Here is a 19,525-nt window from a genome sequence, read left to right as displayed (position 1 = left end):
TCTCACAGCTCGTAGTCGCGCGAGTCGACCGCCGCCGAGGTGTGCTCGACGAAGGCGGCCAGGGCGCCGACCGTGGGGTTGTCGAACAGGGCGCGCGGTGACAGCGCCACGCCGAAGGTCGCGCCCACCCTGGCGGCGGCCCGCATCCCGAGCAGGGAATCCCCGCCGAGGTCGAAGAAGTCGTCCCACACCCCGACCCGCTCCACGGCGAGGACGTCGGCCCAGATGTCGGCCACGGCCTGCTCGGCGGCCCCGCGCGGCGCGGTGAACTCCTGGGGCCCTGGCGGTGGCGCGACCACGGGCGCGGCGGTCGCCGGGAGGTCCACGGCGGGGACGGCGCCCCGCGTCAGGTCCGCCAGCAGCTCGGCCAGTTCGGCGCACAGCCCCTCGGCGGTCGCGGCGTCGAACAGCTCCGGGTCGTAGCCCAGTTGCAGCGCCAGCGGCTCACCCGGCCGGGAACCGCCCTGGGCGACCAGGTGCAGCGGGTAGTTGGTGTTCTCCACGGCGACGACGTCACCCAGCCGCGGCCCGCCCGCACCGGCCGGTTCGTGGTCGAGCGGGTAGTTCTCGAACACCACCACGCTGTCGAACAGGTTCCGCCCAGGGGGCACCGCACCCAGCCGCTGGACCCGGGGCAGCGGCAGGTGCTCGACCCCGCGGGCCTCGGCCTGCGCGGCCTGCAACCGCCCCAGCCACCCCGGGAGGTCGCTCGTGTCGACCTCGACGCGCACCGGCACGGTGTTGACCAGCATCCCCACGATCGAGTCGGCGCCGGGCAACCCCACCGGGCGCCCGGAGACCACCGACCCGAAGCACACGTCCCGCCTGCCGCCGCGTCGGGCCAGCAGGAGCGCCCACATGCCCTGCACGACCGTGTTCAGCGTCAGCCGGTTGCGCCGGGCGAAGCCGCGCACGTCGGCGGTGACCCCCTCCGGCAGGGCGAGGTCGCACGCCGACGACGAGCACGAGCGGTGCGCCCGGCCCGGCGGCCGGTCGAAGGGCAGCGGGGTGGGTTCGGCGAAACCGGCGAGCACGTCCCGCCAGTGCCGCTCGGCGGCGTCGGTGTCGCGCCCCAGCACCCAGGCCACGTGGTCGCGGAACGGGCGGCGCGGACGCGGCGTGCCACCGGCGACGACGGCCAGCACGTCCGACACCACCTGGAACAGGCTCCACCCGTCGAGCAGGACGTGGTGGAAGCTCCACACGACCCGGACCTCGGTCTCGCCGGTGCGCACGAACACCAGCCGCAGCAGCGCCGCCGCGGCGGGGTCGATCCCGGTGGCGCGGTCGTCGGCCAGCAGCCGCCGCAGCCGTTCCCCCCGCTGCGCCTCGGGGACGCCGCGCCAGTCGTGGTGCACGACCGGGACCGCCACCTCGCGCCGCACCACCTGGAGGGGTTCGCGCAGTCCCTCCCACACCACCGACGTGCGCAGCACGGGCGTGGCCTCGACCACGCGCGCCCAGGCCCGCTCCAGCGCCGCCGGGTCGTCGAGGCCGGTCACGGTGAACGCGACCTGCTCCAGGTACAGGCCGGGCAGCGACAGGCTGTGGAACAGCATCCCGCTCTGCATCGGGGTCAGCGGGTAGACGTCCTCCACCGACCGGTCACCGCCGATGACCCGGTCGAGCCCGGCCTGGTCCAACCCCGCCAGCGGGAAGTCCGACGGGGTCGGCCCGCCCACGCCCGGTTCGGCGCAGTGCGCGGCGATCCCGCGCAGCGCGGTCAGCGTCTCCTCGGCCAGCCGGGTCACGGTCGCCGCGGTGTGGGCGCCGGGGGAGTGGAGCCACTCGAACTCCAGCTCACCCCCGGTGGTCACGCTCGCGATGACGTCGAGGCGGGCCGTGCCGTCCGTCGGGTGGGCGCGGTCGAGCCTGATCCCCTCGGCGGTCGGCGGGAACAGGTCGTCGTGGGCGGAGTCGAAGCGCCCCAGGTAGTTCAGCCTGGCCACGGGTCGGTGCGCGGCGGGTTCGCGGTCGGTGAGCCAGCGCAGGGCGCCGTGGCTCAGCCCGTGCCCGTGCGCGTCGCGCAGCCCCTCCTTGGCCGCCTTGAGCACCGCGCCCCAGTCCGGTGCACTACGCAGATCTGCGGTGAAGGGGAACAACGTGGTGAACCACCCGACCGTGCGGGTGAGGTCGACCCCGTCGAGGACCTCTTCCCGGCCGTGGCCCTCCAGTTCCAGCGGGACGCGGTCGTGCCCGGTCCAGCGGGCGAGCACCACGCCCAGCGCCGCCACCAGCACGTCGTTGACCCTGGCGCGGTAGGCGGTGGCCGCCGCGCGCAGCAGGGCAGCGGTGTCCTCGGCCGGGAAGCTCGCGGTGACGGCGCGTTCCGGGTGCCCCGGCTCGCCCTCGCTCATCGGGACGTCCACGACCGCTTGCGCCCAGTACGGCAGGTGGTGGTCGAAACCGCCGCTCCCGGCGTGGTCGGCCAGTAATCGCGCCCAGTCGCGGAAAGAGGTGGTCTTGGGTCGCGGTTCGATCGGTCGACCGGCCGCTGCCTGCTGGTAGCCGGTGCGCAGGTCCGCCAGGAGCACCCGCCAGGACACCCCGTCGACGACCAGGTGGTGCGCGGCGAGCACCAGCCGGTCCGAGGTCACGACCCCGGCCCGGAACAGGTGGCCCGCTTCGAGGTCCATCCTCGACCGCGCCAGCAGCAGAAACTCCTCCACTGTGGACTGATCGGGAACGAGGACCTCCTGGGCCCCCGGTGGCGGCACGTCCTGGACCCACTGCCCCCGCACCCGCCGGAACCGGGTGCGCAGGGCGTCGTGCCGCACGGGCAGCGCCTCCACCGCCGCGCGCAGCGCCGCCCGGTCCACGTCCGGGGGCAGCTCCACCGCGATCCACTGGAGGAAGTGCTCCCGGTGGGTGGTGACGGTGGCGAAGAACCAGTGCTGGATCGGCGTCAGCGGCGCCTGCCCGGTCACCGGCCCCTGCTCGGCCGCGACGGCGGGTTCGGTGTCGGCGGTCGCGGCGACCCCGGCCAGGGTCTGGCGCAGGAACACGTCCTTGGGCGTGATCCGCAACCCCAGCTCCCGCGCCCGAGCCACCACCTGCAGGCTGAGGATGGAGTCCCCGCCCAGGGCGAAGAAGTTGTCATCAGCGCCGACGCGCTCCACACCGAGCACTTCCGCCCAGACCCGCGCCAACACCTCTTCGTCGCGCCCGCCGGGCGGGACATGCGTCCGGGTCTGCGGGGTGGGGGCCGCGGGCAGCGCGGCGCGGTCGAGCTTGCCGCTGGGCAGCAGCGGCAGGGCGTCGAGCGGCACGACCACGGCGGGCACCAGGTGCGCGGGCAGGGTCGCCGCCAGGAACGCGCGCAGCTCCGCCCCATCGGCACCCGGGGCCACCACGTGGGCGATGAGCCGCTTGTGGCCGGGCACGTGCTCGCGGGCGACCACGACCGCCTCGCTGACCGCCGGGTGCGCGCGCAGCGCGGCCTCGACCTCACCCACCTCCACCCGGAAGCCGCGGATCTTGACCTGGTCGTCGGCCCGCCCGAGGAACTCCAGCTCCCCGGCGGGCGTCCAGCGGACCACGTCCCCGGTGCGGTAGAGCCGTTCGCCGGGGTGGAACGGGTCGGCCACGAACCGCTGCGCGGTGAGCCCCGGGCGCCCGCAGTACCCGCGCGCCAGGCCGGTGCCGCCGATGTACAGCTCACCGGGAACGCCGACGGGGACCGGTTCCAGGGTGCGGTCGAGGACGTGGCAGCGGGTGCCCGCGATCGGCCGCCCGATCGGCACCGGCGCCTCGCCCGGCCCGACGACGTGGGCGGTGGCGAAGGTGGTGCCCTCGGTGGGGCCGTACCCGTCGACCAGCCGCAGGCCAGGGGCCCGGCGCAGGACCTCGGCGCAGTGCTCGGGGGCGATCACGTCACCGCCGCAGCCCAGCCAGCGCAGACCCGCGAACACCCCCGGGTCGGCGGCGGCCACCTCGTGGAACAGGCCCGCGGTCAGCCACATCGTGGTCACCGACTCGGCGGCGAGGAACCGGCCCAGCTCCTCGGCCGAGAGCAGGCCGCGCACGCACAGCGCCAGCCGGGCGCCGCAGAGCAGGGGCACCCAGATCTCGAACGTGGAGGCGTCGAACGCGGTCGTCGAGTACTGGGCCACCACGTCGCGCGGTCCGACCCGCAGCGGTTCCCCGGCGGCGAGGCGGACGATCGAGCGGTGCTCCACCAGCACGCCCTTCGGCCTGCCGGTGGAGCCGGAGGTGAACATGACGTAGGCGCCGCCGCGCGGGTGGACCCGCACCGGGGGCGCGTGCCCCGGGTGCCCCGACCAGTCGCCGTCGTCCAGCGCCACCACGGGTGTCGCGGCGGGGAGCCGGTCGCGCAGGGCCGCGTGAGTGAGCACCAGCCCGGTGTCGGAGTCGGCGACCATCAGCGCCAGCCGGGCGGGCGGGTAGTCGGGGTCCAGCGGCACGTACACCCCGCCCGCCTTGAGCACGGCGAGCATCGCCACGACGACGTCGACCCCGCGCGGCAGGCACAGCCCGACCCGCGCCTCGGTCCGCACGCCCCGCTCCAGGAGCTCGTGCGCCAAGCGGTTGGCCTCAGTGTCCAGCTCGCGGTAGGTCAGCACCACACCGTCGCAGGTGAGGGCCACCGCGTCGGGGTGGGCGGCGGCCCGCGCGGCGAACAGCTCGTGCACGCAGTGGTCGGTGGTGCGCTCGCCCTCGGCCCACTCGGCCAGCAGCCGCCGCTCGACGGGCGGGATCAGCGGCAGCCGCGCCGGCCTGGCGTGCGGGTCGGCGGCCACCCCGTCGAGCAGCACCAGCAGCTGGTCGGCCATCCGCGCCACCGTGTCCGCCTCGAACAGGTCGGTGCTGTAGACCAGCTCCACCCGCAGGCCGTCCTCGACGGGGACGTACTCCACGGTCAGGTCGAAGGCCGACGTCCGGTGCGGCAGCGCGAACTCGGTGACCTCCAACCCGGCCAGCCGCGGTGTTCCCCCCGGGGTGTTGCGCAGCAGCACCATCACCTGAGCCAGCGGCGACCGGCCCGGGTCGCGCTCGGGGCGCAGCAGCTCCACCAGCCGGTCGAACGGGACCGCGTCGTGGTCGAGGGCGTCGAGGACCGTGCCGCGCACCCGGTCGAGCAGGTCGGCGAACGACAGCGAACCGTCCACGTCGGAGCGGACGACCACGGTGTTGACGAAGAACCCGACCAGACCGGCCAGCTCGGTGCCGTGGCGCCCGGAGGTGGCGGTGCCGACCGCCACGTCCCGCTGGCCGCCGCGCCTGCCCAGGAACACCTGCGTCGCCGCGACCAGGGTCATGAACAGCGTGGCACCCCGCTCGCGGCCCACCCGGGTCAGCCGCGCCACCAGGTCGGCGGGCACGGCGCGGGTCAACCGCGCGCCGCCGGTGGTGCGCGCGGTGGTGTGGGGTCGATCGGTGGGCAACTCCAGGGCGTTCAAGCCGCCGAGCTGCCGCTCCCAGTAGGCCAGGTGCCGGTCGAGCACCGCACCGGTGAGCCGCTTGCGCTGCGCGCGGGCGAAGTCGACGTAGCGCAGGGGCAGGTCGGGCAGCTCCGCGTCCTCCCCGCGCACGGCGGCGGAGTAGAGCGTCCCCAAGTCCTCCGCGAGCACGCCCATCGACCACCCGTCGGTGACGATGTGGTGCAGGCACAGGACCAGCAGGTGTTCGGCCGGTCCGAGCGCCAGCAGCGCGGCCCGCACCGGCGGGCCGTGGCGCAGGTCGAACGGCTCCCCGGTGACCTCCAGCAGCACCGCCTCCACGTCGGCCTCGGCGCAGGGGGTCGGCGCGGGCCGCAGCGGGAACGGCGGGCCCACCACCTGCGCGCCGCGGCCGTCGGTGGTGCGGAAGGTGGTGCGCAGCGACTCGTGCCGCTCGACCAGGCGGTCCAGCGCGGCGTGCAGCGCGCCCGGGTCGAGGGGACCGCGCAGCCGGAAGCCGACCGCGGTGTTGTACTCGGCGCCGGGGTGGAACTCGTGCAGGAACCACAGCCGCTGCTGGGCGGGCGACAGGGGCGCGGCGGAGCTGCCCGCGGTGTCCGGCGCGGCGTCCGGGTCTTCGTCGGTGACGGTCAAGTGCGCCGCCGCCGCCTCGGGCGCGCGGGCGATTCGAATCGTTGGCGCAGCAGAACCACCCCGTAGTGCAGTGACCGTTCTCGGGACCGGAGTGCGATATTCGCAGTCGTTCCGATCGCGGTGACACCGCCGTCCGGCTGATAACTGAATTGGTGGTGGTAAATCACTCCCGGTGAGTGGTCCGGCGCACGAATGCACTGGTCCGTTCGGCGCTGTCCCGGCCTCGGCGGGGTGTGTTACGTTCGCTGGGGAGTCCACCCGGGAGGCCATGTGAGCAGTCAGTTCCCGCCGGGGGAGGTCGACGGTGAGGTGCTGCGGCAGGTGCGCGCGTTCTTCGACACCGCACTCCCGGGGAATGCCATCGGAGCCGATGACGACTATTTCGCACTCGGTGTGGTGAACTCGCTGATGGCCCTGGAAATGGTGACCCACGTGGAACGCGCCTTCGGTGTCCGGGTGGAAACAGAAGACCTCGAACTGGACAATTTCCGCACGATGAACAACATGGCGAGGTTCGTCGAGCGCAAGCTCGCCGCGGCGCGGGGCTGAGGGCGTGGACCACGCGGCGTTCGCCGAGTCCGCCCGCGCCGGGGCCGCCGCGTGGGACGCGGGCGAGGGCCTGCCCGCCGAGGTGGTGCGGTCGGTCGCCGACGCCGGGTTCCTCGCCGCGGACCTCCCCGTCGAGCACGGCGGGCGCGGCTGGTCGGCGACGGAGGTCGGCGAGCTGTGCGCGAGCCTGGGCGGGGTGTGCAGCGCCCTGCGCGCCCTGGTCACCGTGCAGGGCATGGTGGCCGCCGCCGTCCTGCGCTGGGGCGACCGGGAGCAGCGCGCCTCGTGGCTGCCCGCCCTGGCCGGTGGCGACCGCCTGGCCGCCTTCGCCGCCACCGAGGCGGGCGCGGGCACCGAACTGTCCGCTGTGGACACCGAAATCTCGGCCACCGCGGGCGGGTTGCGGGTGCGGGGGCGCAAGGTGTGGGTCACCTTCGGGCAGACCGCCGACGTGTTCCTGGTCCTGGCCCGGTCCGACGGGGGGTTGCGGACCGCCCTGGTGGAGGCCGACCGCCCCGGCGTCACGGTGGAACCGGTCACCGGGCAGCTCGGGATGCGCGCCGCGCGGATCGCCCACGTGCGCTTCGACGACGTGACCATCCCGGCGGGCAACGCGATCGCCCCACCCGGCTACGGCCTCTCGCACGTGGCCGGGACGGCGCTGGACCACGGGCGCTTCACCGTGGCCTGGGGCTGCGTCGGCATCGCCGAGTCCTGCCTCGACCGCACCGCCGCCCACGTCGGCGCCCGGACCCAGGGCGGGGTGCGGCTGGCCGACCACGACGCCGTGCGCGCCCTGCTCGGCCGCTGCCTGGCCGAGGCACGGGCGGCCCGCGCGGTCTGCGCCCACGCCGCCGCCCTGCGCGAGCGCGGCGAACCCGCGGCCATCGCCGAGACCGTGCTGGCCAAGTACACCGCCTCCCGGGCGGCCACCGCGGTGAGCGAACACGCCGTGCGCCTGCACGGTTCGGCCGGGATCGCCCCGGGCAGCACCGTCGGCCGCCTGCACCGCGACGCGACGGTCATGCGGATCATCGAGGGCCCGGACGAGGTGGCCGAGCGCCACCTCGGCGACCACGCCCTGCGGCGGCGCCGCTGACGCGGTCGGACCCGGCTCCTCCACCCGGGACCTGCTCGTGCGCATACCGCCGACCGGGTGTCTTCCCCACCCGCCCGATCGGCGGACCCGAGCGGTGTCCCCGGTGCGCAGCGGCATCGCCGTTCACCCTTTCTGATGGTCTTCGATTGGGTTCCCGGAGCAGTGCCCGGGGTCTGGCATAGTTCCCAACCGGCATCGGAAGACGGCCGCGACAATGGGGAGCAAATATGCGCAGTGAAGCACTGGACCGGGTCGAGCTCATCTTCAGGCTCTTCGATTCGAATGGCAACGGGTACATCGAGTCCGACGATTTCGAACTGACGGCGGAACGCGTCGTCGAGGCCGCACCCCGGGCGAGCGAAGCGGCGAAGAACGCGATGATTGCCGCCTACCGGAAGCACTGGTCGATCCTGGAAGCGGAATTGGACGCCGACCGGGACGGCCGGGTCAGCCTGGAGGAGTACTGCTCCTGCGTCCTGTCCCCGGAGCGCTTCGACGACACCCTCACCGACTTCGCCGAGTCGCTCGCCGCGCTCGCCGACCCCGACGAGGACGGGCTCATCCACCGCCCGGACTTCGTGGCGGTGATGACGGCGATCGGCTTCGAGTTCGACAACATCAACACCCTCTTCGACGCGTTGGAGCCCACCGAGGACGACCAGGTCCGCGTGCTCGCCTGGGTGGAGAGCATCAAGGACTACTACAGCCCGGACAAGGCCGGGATCGTGGGCGACCACCTGGTGCCCACCCCGGCCTGACCGCCCCCTCCGGGGCGCGCGCGGCGCGCCCCGGCCGTTCGGTGCGAAGGAGCACGGTGGAATCGACTGTCGGACTCGCTGTCGGCCGGGGGACCGGGCCGGAACTCGCGAAGGTGTTCGAACGGACCCTGGCCGCCCTCGGCGAGTTGTTCTCGACCAGTTTCACCATCACCCGTTCCCCCCGGCTCTACCATTCCTACAATTCGTTGAAAAGCCTCGACTCCGATGAAATACGGGCGATCACGCAGGACGACGCCCGGCACTACGAGGAATTCTGCCGGGCGCAGGCGGCACTCGGGGTTTCCGCCGTCTTCCGCACGGCGATGAACGCACAATCCCTCTACCTCGTCCGCGAGCACCTGCGGGCGGTGAAGGTCGACGTCATCGAATCGCCGGGCGCGACGCTGCTGCTGGTCCGCGACGAGGCCCAGGGCTTCTACACCGGGGAGAACACCCATTCCCCCGGTGCGGTGACCCGGACGATGGCCTTCACCGAGGACGTCACCGACGAGGTGATCGCCTTCGCCGTGCGGCGGGCCCGGCAGCAGTGGCCGGACACCGGGGCCGACCAGGTGGTCATGGCCTACAAATTCCACCTGCTCGACGGCGCGCTCGGCGAGTGGGTCGCGCGCAGCGCCGCCCGCCACGGCGTGCAGATCGCGCTGGGCCAGCCGGACACGGTCAACCGCAACCTCATCGAACACGGCCTCTCGCCGCGGATGATGATCATCGGTGGCAACGAGTGGGCGGACGTGATGCACCCGTTCCTGCTCGACCGGTTCGGCTCCGAGCGGCAGGAGAACCGCTTCACCGAGAACATCCACCTGTGCCCCGAGGTGCGCGGGCTGGTGGAGTACCAGACGGTGCACGGCTCCGCCGACGACATCGAGGGCCGCGACGTGGTCAACCCGGTGGCAACGGTGCGGGCCGCGGCGGCGATCGCGGAACGGCACGGCTCGTGCGCGGGCGCGGTCGCGGCGGTGGAGCGGGCCCTCGACTCCGTGCTGACCCGGGGCACCCGCACCCCGGACCTCGGCGGCACGCACTCGACCACATCGGTGGTCGACGCCCTGCTCACCGAACTGGGCTCGCCCACCCGGGCCGGGGAACCCGTGCTGGCGGGCGAATCGTGACCGATCGGGAACGCGTGGCGCTCCTGGTGATCGACCTGCAGAACGACTTCTGCACCGGCCCGGTCGTCGCGTCGCGGTTCGGCGGTGACACCGCGAAGCTGGACGCCGTCACCGCGAACGCGGCCCGGGCCGTCGACGTGGCCAGGGCCCGCGGTGTGGAGGTCGTCTTCGTCCGCTTCCTCGGCGACCTCGAACACCAGGGGCCGAGCTGGCGGCGGCGCGACGAGGCCCTGGGCAAGCAGCCCAAGTGCCTCGCCGGTTCCTGGGGCGCGCAGTTCCACCGGGTGGCACCGGCCCCCGGTGAGCGCGTCTTCACCAAACTGGCCTGCTTCGACGCGTTCCTCAGCGACGGCTTCGCCGGGTACCTCGAACACCGGGGCTTCGACCGCCTGGTGTTCGCGGGCGTCTACGCCGACGTGTGCGTCGACTCGACCGCGCGGACGGCCTTCCAGAAGGGTTTCCACATCACCGTGCTGGCCGACTGCACCACCAGCCTGCACCGGTCCGACGACGAGGTCCTGCGCTTCATGGGCGCGCTGTACGGCGCCCGCGTGACAACCCTTGCCGAGGAGGAGAACGCGTGGTCGGTGTCCAGCCAGGAGCGGCCGGAGTGGAACACGGCGTCGGCCTGACCGCGCTGATGGTCGCCGCCGCCCGCGCCATCGAGACCCACCGGCCCGACTCGCTGGCCCAGGACCCCTACGCCGAGCACTTCGTGCGCGCGGCACCGGTGTCCGCCGGGTGGCCGGTGCGGATCGGGGACGCGCCCGAGGGCGACGCCAGCCCGCTGTGGGGTCGGTTGGCGCGCTACTTCGGCCTGCGCACCAGGGTGTTCGACGACCACCTGCTCCGGTCCGCCCACGCGGGCACCCGCCAGGTCGTGCTGCTCGGCGCCGGGCTCGACTCCCGGGCCTTCCGCCTGGACTGGCCCCCGGGCTGCGTCGTCTACGAGGTCGACCGGGAGGAGGTGCTCGCGTTCAAGCACCGGGTGCTCGACGGCGTGGGCGCCACGCCCTCGGCGACCCGCAGGCCGATCGGCGCCGACCTCCGGGACGAGTGGGCGGGCGCCCTGCTCGACGCCGGTTACGACCCCACCGCCCGCAGCGCCTGGTTGGCCGAGGGCCTGCTGCTCTACCTCCCGGCGGGGGCGGAGAAGCGGCTGATCGACATCGTGGACGGCCTGGCCACCCCGGGCAGCGACCTGGCCTACGAGGTCAAGCCCGGCGTGGAACCGGAGGAGGTGCGGGACAACCCGGTCTACACGGCCGCGCGGGAGCAGATCGGTGTCGACCTGCTCGGGCTGTTCGACGGCGAACCCCGCCCCGACTCGGCGGCGGACCTCGGCGCGCGGGGCTGGTCGACCACCACCCGCACCCCCTTCCACTTCACCCGCCTGCTCGGCCGCGGCCCCGAACCGGAGCGGGACGACGCGCTGGCGGCGAACCGGTGGGTGTTCGCCGCCAAACCGTGAACGCGCCCCGATGGGCAGGACCGGGCTCAGTAGGGCTGGGCCTGGGCGCGGAACGTCTCCGCCACCGTGCCCGCGTCCTGCGGGAAGGACACCCGGTCGGCCACGCCGTCGGAGGTGTAGCGCTGGGCGGGGGCGGCGGCCAGCTTGTCCAGCCACACCGTCGAGGCGAACTCGGCCTCCTTGCCGGTGGCGGCCTGGGACCGGATGCGCGGGATGCGCACCGGGTCGAAGTCGCCGGAGTAGGGCGACGGGGCGGGGTTGGAACCCACCAGCAACGCCCCCCGGTAGTGGTACTCGACGCCGTCGGAGTGCCCGTTGACGGCCAGGCCCGCCTCGCGGGGGTGGATGCCGAAGGGCAGCGCGATGACCTCCGGTGCGCCACCCGCCGCCCGGATGGCCTGGTCGCCGCGGGCGATGTCCTGCTGGGCGGCCAGCGGGCCCGCGGTGCGCAGGTTCGAGTGGGTCAGGGTGTGGTTGCCGACCTCCATGCCGTGCGCGCGCAGCCACGGGACGGTGCGCAGGCCGCCGGGGTCGGCGAAGGGGTCGGCGTTGACGAAGAAGCTGCCCACCGCGCGGAAGGTGGGGTGGGCGGCGGCCACCTCCCGCATGATCGCCACCGCGGTGCCCGGCACCGGGGTGCCCTCCGGGGTCAGGGCGAACTGGGAGGGGTCGCCGTCGTCGAAGGTGAGGACGACCGGGTGGGTGCCCGCGGGGATGTCGATCTCCCCCTTGGCGTACTGCGCGGCCGTGACGGTCACGTAGCCCTCGCCCGCCAGGCGTTCCAGTTCGGCGCGGAAGTCCTCGGGGGAGCGGTCGTAGACGCTGTTGGGGTTGGCGATGACCCGGTGGTACATGAGGACCGGCACCTGGCCCAGTTCGTTCGCCGAGACCTCCCGCGGCGTGGGTGGCGGCGGGCTGGCGGACGTCGGGGCCACCGGCGTCGCCGAGATGACCGGTGCGCTCGGGGCGGTGGCTTCTGGGCTCGCGCAGGCCGCGGCCAGGGCGAGCACGGCGGTGGCGGCCGTCACCCGTCCGGCGGCAGCGAGGTCAGTCATGATCACCTCTCCACGGTCGACCGGTCGCCCGCTCGGCGCAACGCGGGCCACACGAAAGTATGACCTCGGATTACAACACCGCCGAATGGGGAAAGACGGGGCGAAACCCGTCAGCGGAGGGATTCTCACGTGGTAACTCAGGCTAGCCGCAGGCGGCGCGTCATACCGCTGGTCATCGGGGCGCTGGTCGTGCTGGCGATCGTGGCGCCGCTGAGCGTCCGGGCGCTGTCGGCGTCCGACCCGGTGGTGTCCGGTGTGGACGAGGGCGCCACCGTCACCACCGACGCGGTGCGCCTGCTCAGCGTCAGCGCGCCGGAGGGGCGGGACCTGGCCGACGTCCAGGTGTTCCTCGACGGCGCCCCCGCGCAGACCCGCCGCGACGGCGACCGGCTGCTGCTCGCCGACCCGGCGCTGCCGGACGGGGCGCACAGCGTCTCCGCCCGCGTGCCCGCCCGGATGATGCCCGACCGCGAGGCCACCCGGAGCTTCACCGTCGACGGCACTGCGCCCGCGCTGGAGGTCGACCCGGTCGCGGTCAGCGACCCCCGCAAGCCCTTCACCCTCAAGGGCAAGGCGACTGGCGCCACCGCCGTGACCGCCGACGACAAGACCGTCCCGATCGGCGACGACGGCGCGTTCTCGGTCCAGTTCGACAAGGCCCCCGCCAAGGTGCTGCTGTCCGCCAGGGACGGTGCGGGCAACACCGCCAAGCAGGACTTCACCGTGCCGGTGCGCCACCCCGGCATGAAGGCGGTCCACATGACCGCGATGGCGTGGACGTCGGACGCCCTGCGCGAACCGGTCCTGCAGATGGCGCGCGAGGGCCGGATCAACACCATCCAGCTCGACATCAAGGACGAGAGCGGCGAGGTCGGCTACCAGTCCCAGGTGCCGCTGGCCCGCGAGATCGGCGCGACCCGCAGCCACTACGACGCCAAGGCCGTCGTCGACCAGCTCCACCAGGCGGGGGTGCGGGTCGTCGGCAGGCTCGTCGCGTTCCGCGACCCCATCCTGGCCAGGGCGTCGTGGACCTCGGGCAAGACCGACCGGGTCGTGCAGACCCACGACGGCAGGCCGTGGTCGGGCGGCTACGGCGACTACGCCTTCACCAACTTCGCCAACCCCGAGGTCGTGGGCTACAACCTGGACCTGGCCACCGAGGCGGCGACCATCGGCTTCGACGACGTCCTCTACGACTACATCCGCCGCCCCGAGGGCGCGCTGGGCCAGATGAAGCTGCCCGGCCTGCAGGGCACCCCCGAGCAGGCCATCGCCGACTTCCTGGCCAAGAGCCGCGACGCCGTGCGCGACCGGGGCGCGTTCCTCGGCGCGTCGGTCTTCGGCATCGCCGCCTCCCGGCCGGGCCCGGTGGCCCAGGACATCCCGCTGATGTCGAAGCACGTCGACTACATCGCCCCGATGGTCTACCCCTCGCACTGGGGTCCCGGTGAGTACGGGGTGGCGCAGCCGGAGTCGCAGCCCTACGACATCACCGCCCGCTCGGTGGCCGAGTTCGTCGCCAAGGCCAAGGACAGCGGCACGCAGGTGATCCCCTGGTTGCAGGCGTTCAGCCTGCGCAAGTCCTACGGCCCGGCCGAGGTCCAGGCGCAGATCAAGGCGGCCCAGGACAACGGGGCCAGTTCGTTCCTGCTGTGGAACGCGTCCTGCCGCTACGACACCGCGGGCCTGCAACCCGCCCCCTGACACACGCGGCGGCATTCGCGAGGGGCGGTGGGCCTGGTGCCCACCGCCCCTCGCCACGTCCGGGCACGGCCCGGACCACCCTCCTGACATGCGCAGAACAAGATGTGTCTTGGGTCATAGGCGCCTTGCCTTGCGGAAGTGTCGTCGTGAATTGGTAACTTAGGTAAGCCTTAGTTAACTTTGCGGTAAGGGGGTGTCAGGGTGGGTGGAGGAGCCGGGCTGACCGGGAAGGTCGCGGTGGTCACCGGTGCCGCGCGGGGGATCGGTGCCGCCATCGCGGGCGCGTTGGCCCGGGAGGGTGTCACCGTGGCCGCGGTGGACATCGAGGCCGGGGTGCCCCTCGAGGTCGAGGGTGGTTCAGTCGTGCCGTTCGCGGCCGACGTGTCCGACCCGGTGGCGATCGCCCGGGTGGTCGAGGAGGTCGAGCGCGACCTGGGGCCGATCGACATCGGGGTCTGCGCGGCGGGTGTGCTGCGGCCCGCGTCGGTGGGCGACGCCCGCGACGAGGACTGGGCGGCGACGTTCGCGGTCAACGCGACCGGCGTGTTCACCGTGCTGCGCGAGGTTTCCCGGCGCATGGTGCCGCGCGGGCGCGGGGCGCTGGTCACCGTCGGGTCCAACGCCGTCGGTGTGCCGCGCACCGGGATGGCCGCCTACGCCGCGTCCAAGGCGGCGGCGACGATGCTCACCCGGTGCCTCGGGTTGGAACTCGCCGGGTCCGGTGTCCGCTGCAACGTCGTCTCGCCCGGGTCCACCGACACCGACATGCAACGCGCCCTCTGGACCGTTGGCAACGGTCCCGAGCGGGTGATCGCCGGGGACGCGGAGCAGTTCCGGGTGGGCATCCCGCTCGGCCGCATCGCCGACCCCGACGACATCGCCGACGCCGTGGTGTTCCTGGTCTCCGAGCGGGCCAGGCACATCACCATGCAGAACCTGTACGTCGACGGCGGGGCGACCCTGTGCGCCTGACCTGCCGCAGTTCGTAAGTTCCTCCTCCGATCCTGTCTCGTCCGGGTGCGCCGGGTGGGGAAAGTCCGAAGTAGTCTGTTTGCGAAAGGGAATTCCGCGTGTCCGCTGCCGCCCTGGTGCGTCCCCGTCCGGTCCACCGGGCTGCCGACCTGCTGTCCGCCTACCTGCCCGGGTCGTTCTACTACTCCTCGGCCCGCGGCTCGCTGCTCGCCGACGGGGTGCACGCCCCGGTCGACGCCCCGCCCGGCGCCCGGGCCACCGCCGCCGCGGCGGCGCTGTCGGCGGCGGCCGTGGCCGGGGTCGAGGGGCCGGTGGTGGTCGGCGCGCTCGGTTTCCGCCCGGACGGCCCGAGCAGCCTGGTCGTCCCCGCGCTCGTCCGCCGGGCCGGTGCCCCCACGGGCGACGGCCCCACCGGAGCGGCCCGCGTGCCCGCCTGGACGATCACGCCCCGGCCCGAACCGGCGGTCTACACCGCCGCCGTGCGCCGCGCGCTGGGCCTGATCGACGACGGCGACCTGGACAAGGTCGTGCTGGGCCGGTGCCTCGACCTGCTCGCCGACACCCCCGTCGCGGTGCCCGCGCTGCTGGCCCGGCTGGTGCGCGCCGACCCCGCCGCGCACGCCTTCGCCGTCGACGTCAGCGCGCCGGGCGACCCCGCCCCGCGCACCCTGCTCGGGGCGAGCCCGGAGCTGCTGGTGTCGCGGCACGGCAGCGAGGTGGTGGCCAACCCGCTGGCCGGTTCCCTGCCCAGGGTGGCCGACGAGGACGAGAACCGCAGGCGCCGGGCGGCGCTGCTGGCCTCGGCCAAGGACCGCGCCGAGCACGCGCACGTCGCCGCCGAGGTGGCCGCGGTGCTGGGCCGGTTCTGCGCCGACCTGGACGTGCCCGCCGAACCGTCGGTGATCGGCACACCGACGATGTGGCACCTGTCGACCCGCATCACCGGTCGGGTCGCCGACCCGACCGACCCGGGGTCCTCGGCGCTGGCGCTGGCCGAGGCGCTGCACCCGACACCCGCCGTGTGCGGGGTGCCGGTGGTCCGCGCCCGGGACGCCATCGCCGACCTGGAACCGCTGGACCGCGGCCACTTCACCGGCCTGGTGGGCTGGACCGACCTCGACGGCGACGGCGAGTGGGTGGTCACCATCCGCTGCGCCGAGGTGTGCGACCGGGCGGTGCGCTTGTTCGCCGGGGCGGGCGTCGTCGCCGGGTCGGACCCGGAGGCGGAGCTGGCCGAGACCGGTGCGAAGTTCCGCACGCTGCTGCGCGCGCTCGGCGCCGAGGACCCGCGATGACCCTCGACCACACCCCGTGGCCGGAACCGGTCGCCGCGCGCTACCGCGCCGCGGGCCACTGGCGCGGCCAGACCTTCGGCGCGCTGCTGACCGCCCTGGCCGAGGCGCACGGCCCCCGCACCGCCGTGGTCGGCGAGCGGGACGGGACCACCAGCCGCTGGACCTACGCCGAGTTCGACGACCGCGCGCACCGCGTCGCCGCCGGTCTGGTCGACTCCGGCATCCGCCCGGGTGAGCGGGTCGTGGTGCAACTGCCGAACGTGCCCGAGTTCGCCCCGGTCCTGTTCGGACTGTGGCGGGCCGGTGCCCGGCCGGTGTTCGCGCTGCCCGCCCACCGCCACAGCGAACTGCGCCACTTCGCCGAGCAGAGCGAGGCCGCGGCGATCCTCACCGTCGGCCTGCACGAGCGGCACGACCACGCGGCCACCGCGCGCGCCGTGGCCGCCGACGTGGCCTCGGTGCGCCACGTGCACGTGGTCGGGTCCGCCGACTTCGACGACCTGTCCGCCACCGCCCCGCGCGAGCTGCCCGACCCCGACCCGTCGGGGGTGGCGTTCCTGCAACTGTCCGGGGGCAGCACCGGGTTGCCGAAGCTGATCCCGCGCACCCACGACGACTACCTCTACAGCGTCCGCGAAAGCGCCCGCATCTGCGCGCTGACCCCCGACAGCGCCTACCTGGCCGCCCTGCCCGCCGCGCACAACTACCCGCTCAGCTCACCCGGCGTGCTGGGCGCCTGGCACGCGGGGGCGAAGGTCGTGTTCTCACCGCGCCCGGACGCCGACACCGCGTTCCGGCTCATCGAACGCGAGGGCGTCACCATCACCGGGGTCGTGCCGCCGCTGGCCGCGGCCTGGGTGCAGACCGCCGCGCGCACCGGGCATGACCTGTCCACCTTGGACGTTCTGCTCATCGGTGGCGCCAAGTGCGGCCGGGAGCTGGCCGAGCGCGTCGGACCCGCGCTGGGGGTGCGGTTGCAGCAGGTGTTCGGCATGGCCGAGGGCCTGGTCTGCTACACCCGCCTGGACGACCCGGCCGAGGTGGTCCTGGGCACCCAGGGCCGCCCGATCTCCCCCGACGACGAGGTCCGCGTGGTCGACCCGGACAACCCGCTGGCGGGCTCGGACGACCTGGTGGCACCGGGGGAGACCGGGGCGCTGCTGACCCGCGGCCCGTACACGATCCGCGGCTACTTCCGCGCGCCCGAGCACAACGCGGTGGCGTTCACCCCGGACGGCTTCTACCGCACCGGGGACCTGGTGCGGCAGACCCCGTCCGGGCACCTGGAGGTCGTCGGCCGGGCCAAGGAGCAGATCAACCGGGGCGGGGAGAAGGTCGCCGCCGAGGAGGTCGAGGACCACCTCATGGCCCACCCCGACGTGCTCGACGCCGCCGTGGTCGCGGTGCCCGACGACTACCTCGGCGAGCGCACCTGCGCCTACGTCGTGCCGGTCGCCGGGGCCGCGCCCACCGCGCCCGCGCTGCGCCGGTTCATCCGCGAGCGCGGGGTGGCCGCGTTCAAGGTGCCCGACCTGGTGCAGGTGGTCGAGGCGTTCCCGGTGACCGGGGTCGGCAAGACCAGCAAACGCGAACTGCGGGTGGCCCTGGCCGCCCTCGTGAAGGAGGCGTGACCCGTGTCCCTGCCCGAGATCGGTTCCTACCCGCTGCCCGCGGCGTCCGAACTGCCCGCCTGCCGGGTCGACTGGCGGCCCGACCCGGCGCGCGCGGCGCTGCTGGTGCACGACGCGCAGCGCTACTTCCTCGCCCCGTACCAGGGTGCGCCCCTGCCGGAGGTGGTCGCCAACACCGCCGCCCTGCTGGAGGTCGCCCGCCGCGTCGGGGTCCCGGTGTTCTACACCGCCCAGCCGGGCCGCCAGGCCGACGAGGACCGCGGCCTGCTGCTGGAGTTCTGGGGCGCGGGCATCGGCGCGGTCATCGACGACGACCCGCGCGCCGCCGACATCGTCGACGAACTCGCCCCCCGACCCGGCGACACCGTGCTGGACAAGTGGCGCTACAGCGCCTTCCAGCGCAGCCCGTTCACCGAGCAGCTCGCCGAGCTGGGCCGCGACCAGCTGCTGATCACCGGCGTCTACGCGCACATCGGCTGCCAGACCACCGCGGTGGAGGCGTTCATGCGCGACGTGCGCCCGTTCCTGGTCGGCGACGCGGTGGCCGACTTCTCCCGCGAGCACCACGACCGGGCCTGCGAGTACGTGGCGCAGCGCTGCGGCGCCGTCACCACCACCGCCGCCGCGCTCGCCGCGCTGTCGGCGCCGATCCCCGCCGGAGCGAAGCGATGAGCACCCCCGAGACCGCCCTGACCGCCGAGCGGCTGCGCGCCGACGTCGCCGACGTGCTGGGCTGCGACCCGGCCGAGGTCACCCCGGACGCCGACCTGTTCGACCTGGGCCTGGACTCCATGCGCACGATGGCGCTGGTCGAGCGCTGGCGCGCGGCCGGGGCGCCCGCCGTCGAGTTCGCCGACCTGGCCGAGGAACCCCGGTTGGAGCGCTGGGCCAGCCTGGTGACCGGCACGTGAACCGGGTCGACCACCGCCACCGCCACCGCGAGCGCATCGCCGAGGTCCGCGCGGGCACCGCGGCGGAGAAGGTCGGCTACCCGATCCGGGTGCGCACCGCCGAGGTGGTGCGCACCGCCGCGGTCGGCACCGGTCTGGTGCGGGTCACCCTGGGCGGCCCGGGGACCGGGGGGTTCGAGGCGCACTCGCCCGACGAGCACGTGAAGGTGCTGTTCCCGGAGCCGGACGGCACCCTGCGCCTGCCCGAGCCCGACGGCGACGTGCTGCGCTGGCCCAGGCCGTCGCCCACCTCCCGCGAGTACACCGTGCGCCGCTACGACCCGGCCACCGGCGAACTCGACCTGGACGTGGCCCTGCACGCCGGGGGACTGGGCGCCGACTGGGCGCGCACCGCCGAACCCGGCGCCGCGGTGCACGTCGCGGGCCCGCCCGGCGGGCTGATCGTCCCGCACACCTACGACCGCTACCTGCTCGCGGGCGACCTGACCGCGCTGCCCGCCATCGCCCGCTGGCTGGAGGAACTGCCCCGCACCGCCCGCGGCTGGGCGTTCGTCGAGGTCGCCGACGCGGGCGAGCGGATCGACCTGCGCGCCCCCGAGGGGTTCGAGGTGCACTGGCTGCACCGCGACGGCGCCGCGCCCGGCACCACCGACCTGCTGGAGCGGGCGGTGCGCGGGGTCGACGTGCCCGAGGGGGAACGGCTCTACGCCTGGATCGCGGGGGAGGCGGGCTCGATCAAGCCGCTGCGCCGCTGGGTCCGCGACGAGCTGGGCCTGGGCAAGGCCGACCACGACATCACCGGCTACTGGAAGCGCGGCGTCGCCGACTTCGACGACGAGGACGACCACCCGCACGACTACCACTGATCCACCGGAACTCCCCGAAGTACGAGCG

15 protein-coding genes are annotated in these 19,525 nt (G+C 74.1%); 13 read left to right on the top strand and 2 right to left on the bottom strand.

Annotated elements, in window-relative coordinates; all coding sequences use genetic code 11:
• Window positions 1-2: 2 nt before the first annotated feature.
• On the bottom strand, window positions 3-6,053 hold the full coding sequence (locus tag L6E12_RS28990) for a non-ribosomal peptide synthetase (RefSeq protein WP_236231102.1): 6,051 nt from the start codon (window positions 6,051-6,053) through the stop codon (window positions 3-5).
• Window positions 6,054-6,323: 270 nt separating this feature from the next.
• On the opposite strand from L6E12_RS28990, the gene L6E12_RS28985 reads away from it, so the two are divergent.
• The 6 genes from L6E12_RS28985 (at window position 6,324) to L6E12_RS28960 (ending at window position 11,063) form a co-directional block, all read left to right on the top strand.
• The gene (locus L6E12_RS28985; RefSeq protein ID WP_236231101.1) at window positions 6,324-6,602 is read left to right on the top strand and encodes an acyl carrier protein; all 279 of its coding nucleotides are present in this window, start codon (window positions 6,324-6,326) and stop codon (window positions 6,600-6,602) included.
• A 4-nt stretch (window positions 6,603-6,606) separates the two neighbouring features.
• A complete protein-coding gene (locus tag L6E12_RS28980) occupies window positions 6,607-7,701 on the top strand; it encodes an acyl-CoA dehydrogenase family protein (protein WP_236231100.1) in 1,095 nt (364 codons plus the stop codon).
• A gap of 227 nt (window positions 7,702-7,928) precedes the next feature.
• Window positions 7,929-8,459: an EF-hand domain-containing protein gene (locus L6E12_RS28975; RefSeq protein ID WP_236231099.1), complete on the top strand. Its 531-nt coding sequence runs from the start codon at window positions 7,929-7,931 to the stop codon at window positions 8,457-8,459.
• A gap of 56 nt (window positions 8,460-8,515) precedes the next feature.
• Complete coding sequence (locus tag L6E12_RS35570) at window positions 8,516-9,592, top strand: isocitrate/isopropylmalate family dehydrogenase (RefSeq protein WP_236231098.1); 1,077 nt, start codon at window positions 8,516-8,518, stop codon at window positions 9,590-9,592.
• Complete coding sequence (locus tag L6E12_RS28965; RefSeq protein WP_236231097.1) at window positions 9,589-10,224, top strand: cysteine hydrolase family protein; 636 nt, start codon at window positions 9,589-9,591, stop codon at window positions 10,222-10,224. The genes L6E12_RS35570 and L6E12_RS28965 overlap by 4 nt, the downstream gene beginning before the upstream one ends.
• Window positions 10,203-11,063, top strand: a complete 861-nt coding sequence (locus L6E12_RS28960; protein ID WP_236231096.1) for a class I SAM-dependent methyltransferase — start codon at window positions 10,203-10,205, stop codon at window positions 11,061-11,063. The genes L6E12_RS28965 and L6E12_RS28960 overlap by 22 nt, the downstream gene beginning before the upstream one ends.
• Before the next feature lie 26 nt (window positions 11,064-11,089).
• On the opposite strand, the gene L6E12_RS28955 is transcribed toward L6E12_RS28960, so the two are convergent.
• Window positions 11,090-12,118 carry a polysaccharide deacetylase family protein gene (locus tag L6E12_RS28955; RefSeq protein WP_236231095.1) on the bottom strand — a complete coding sequence of 343 codons (1,029 nt, stop codon included), beginning with the start codon at window positions 12,116-12,118 and terminating at the stop codon, window positions 11,090-11,092.
• Window positions 12,119-12,247: 129 nt separating this feature from the next.
• Between L6E12_RS28955 and L6E12_RS28950 the strand changes: the two genes are divergently transcribed.
• From L6E12_RS28950 to L6E12_RS28920, 7 genes are all read left to right on the top strand, one after another.
• Window positions 12,248-13,822 carry a putative glycoside hydrolase gene (locus L6E12_RS28950; protein ID WP_236231094.1) on the top strand — a complete coding sequence of 525 codons (1,575 nt, stop codon included), beginning with the start codon at window positions 12,248-12,250 and terminating at the stop codon, window positions 13,820-13,822.
• Window positions 13,823-14,023: 201 nt separating this feature from the next.
• Window positions 14,024-14,794 (top strand): 2,3-dihydro-2,3-dihydroxybenzoate dehydrogenase, encoded by a 771-nt coding sequence (locus tag L6E12_RS28945; protein ID WP_236231093.1) that lies wholly within the window; start codon window positions 14,024-14,026, stop codon window positions 14,792-14,794.
• 98 nt (window positions 14,795-14,892) lie between these two features.
• The gene (locus L6E12_RS28940; protein WP_236231092.1) at window positions 14,893-16,089 is read left to right on the top strand and encodes an isochorismate synthase; all 1,197 of its coding nucleotides are present in this window, start codon (window positions 14,893-14,895) and stop codon (window positions 16,087-16,089) included.
• Window positions 16,086-17,720 (top strand): (2,3-dihydroxybenzoyl)adenylate synthase, encoded by a 1,635-nt coding sequence (locus L6E12_RS28935; RefSeq protein WP_236231091.1) that lies wholly within the window; start codon window positions 16,086-16,088, stop codon window positions 17,718-17,720. Before L6E12_RS28940 ends, L6E12_RS28935 begins: the two co-directional genes overlap by 4 nt.
• A gap of 3 nt (window positions 17,721-17,723) precedes the next feature.
• Window positions 17,724-18,392 carry an isochorismatase family protein gene (locus L6E12_RS28930; protein WP_236231090.1) on the top strand — a complete coding sequence of 223 codons (669 nt, stop codon included), beginning with the start codon at window positions 17,724-17,726 and terminating at the stop codon, window positions 18,390-18,392.
• Complete coding sequence (locus tag L6E12_RS28925) at window positions 18,389-18,631, top strand: phosphopantetheine-binding protein (protein WP_236231089.1); 243 nt, start codon at window positions 18,389-18,391, stop codon at window positions 18,629-18,631. The genes L6E12_RS28930 and L6E12_RS28925 overlap by 4 nt, the downstream gene beginning before the upstream one ends.
• Window positions 18,628-19,497 carry a siderophore-interacting protein gene (locus tag L6E12_RS28920; protein ID WP_236231088.1) on the top strand — a complete coding sequence of 290 codons (870 nt, stop codon included), beginning with the start codon at window positions 18,628-18,630 and terminating at the stop codon, window positions 19,495-19,497. Before L6E12_RS28925 ends, L6E12_RS28920 begins: the two co-directional genes overlap by 4 nt.
• The last annotated feature ends 28 nt before the right edge of the window (window positions 19,498-19,525 follow it).

This window comes from Actinokineospora sp. PR83, from assembly GCF_021056305.1.
In the GTDB taxonomy this organism is placed as follows: domain Bacteria; phylum Actinomycetota; class Actinomycetes; order Mycobacteriales; family Pseudonocardiaceae; genus Actinokineospora; species Actinokineospora spheciospongiae.
This window is presented reverse-complemented; position numbering and strand designations above follow the sequence as displayed.

Coding starts and splice junctions, on each gene's coding strand:
- L6E12_RS28935 (WP_236231091.1), top strand. CDS start 16,086: ATGACCCTCGACCACACCCCGTGGCCGGAACCGGTCGCCGCGCGCTAC.
- L6E12_RS28925 (WP_236231089.1), top strand. CDS start 18,389: ATGAGCACCCCCGAGACCGCCCTGACCGCCGAGCGGCTGCGCGCCGAC.
- L6E12_RS28975 (WP_236231099.1), top strand. CDS start 7,929: ATGCGCAGTGAAGCACTGGACCGGGTCGAGCTCATCTTCAGGCTCTTC.
- L6E12_RS28955 (WP_236231095.1), bottom strand. CDS start 12,118: ATGACTGACCTCGCTGCCGCCGGACGGGTGACGGCCGCCACCGCCGTG.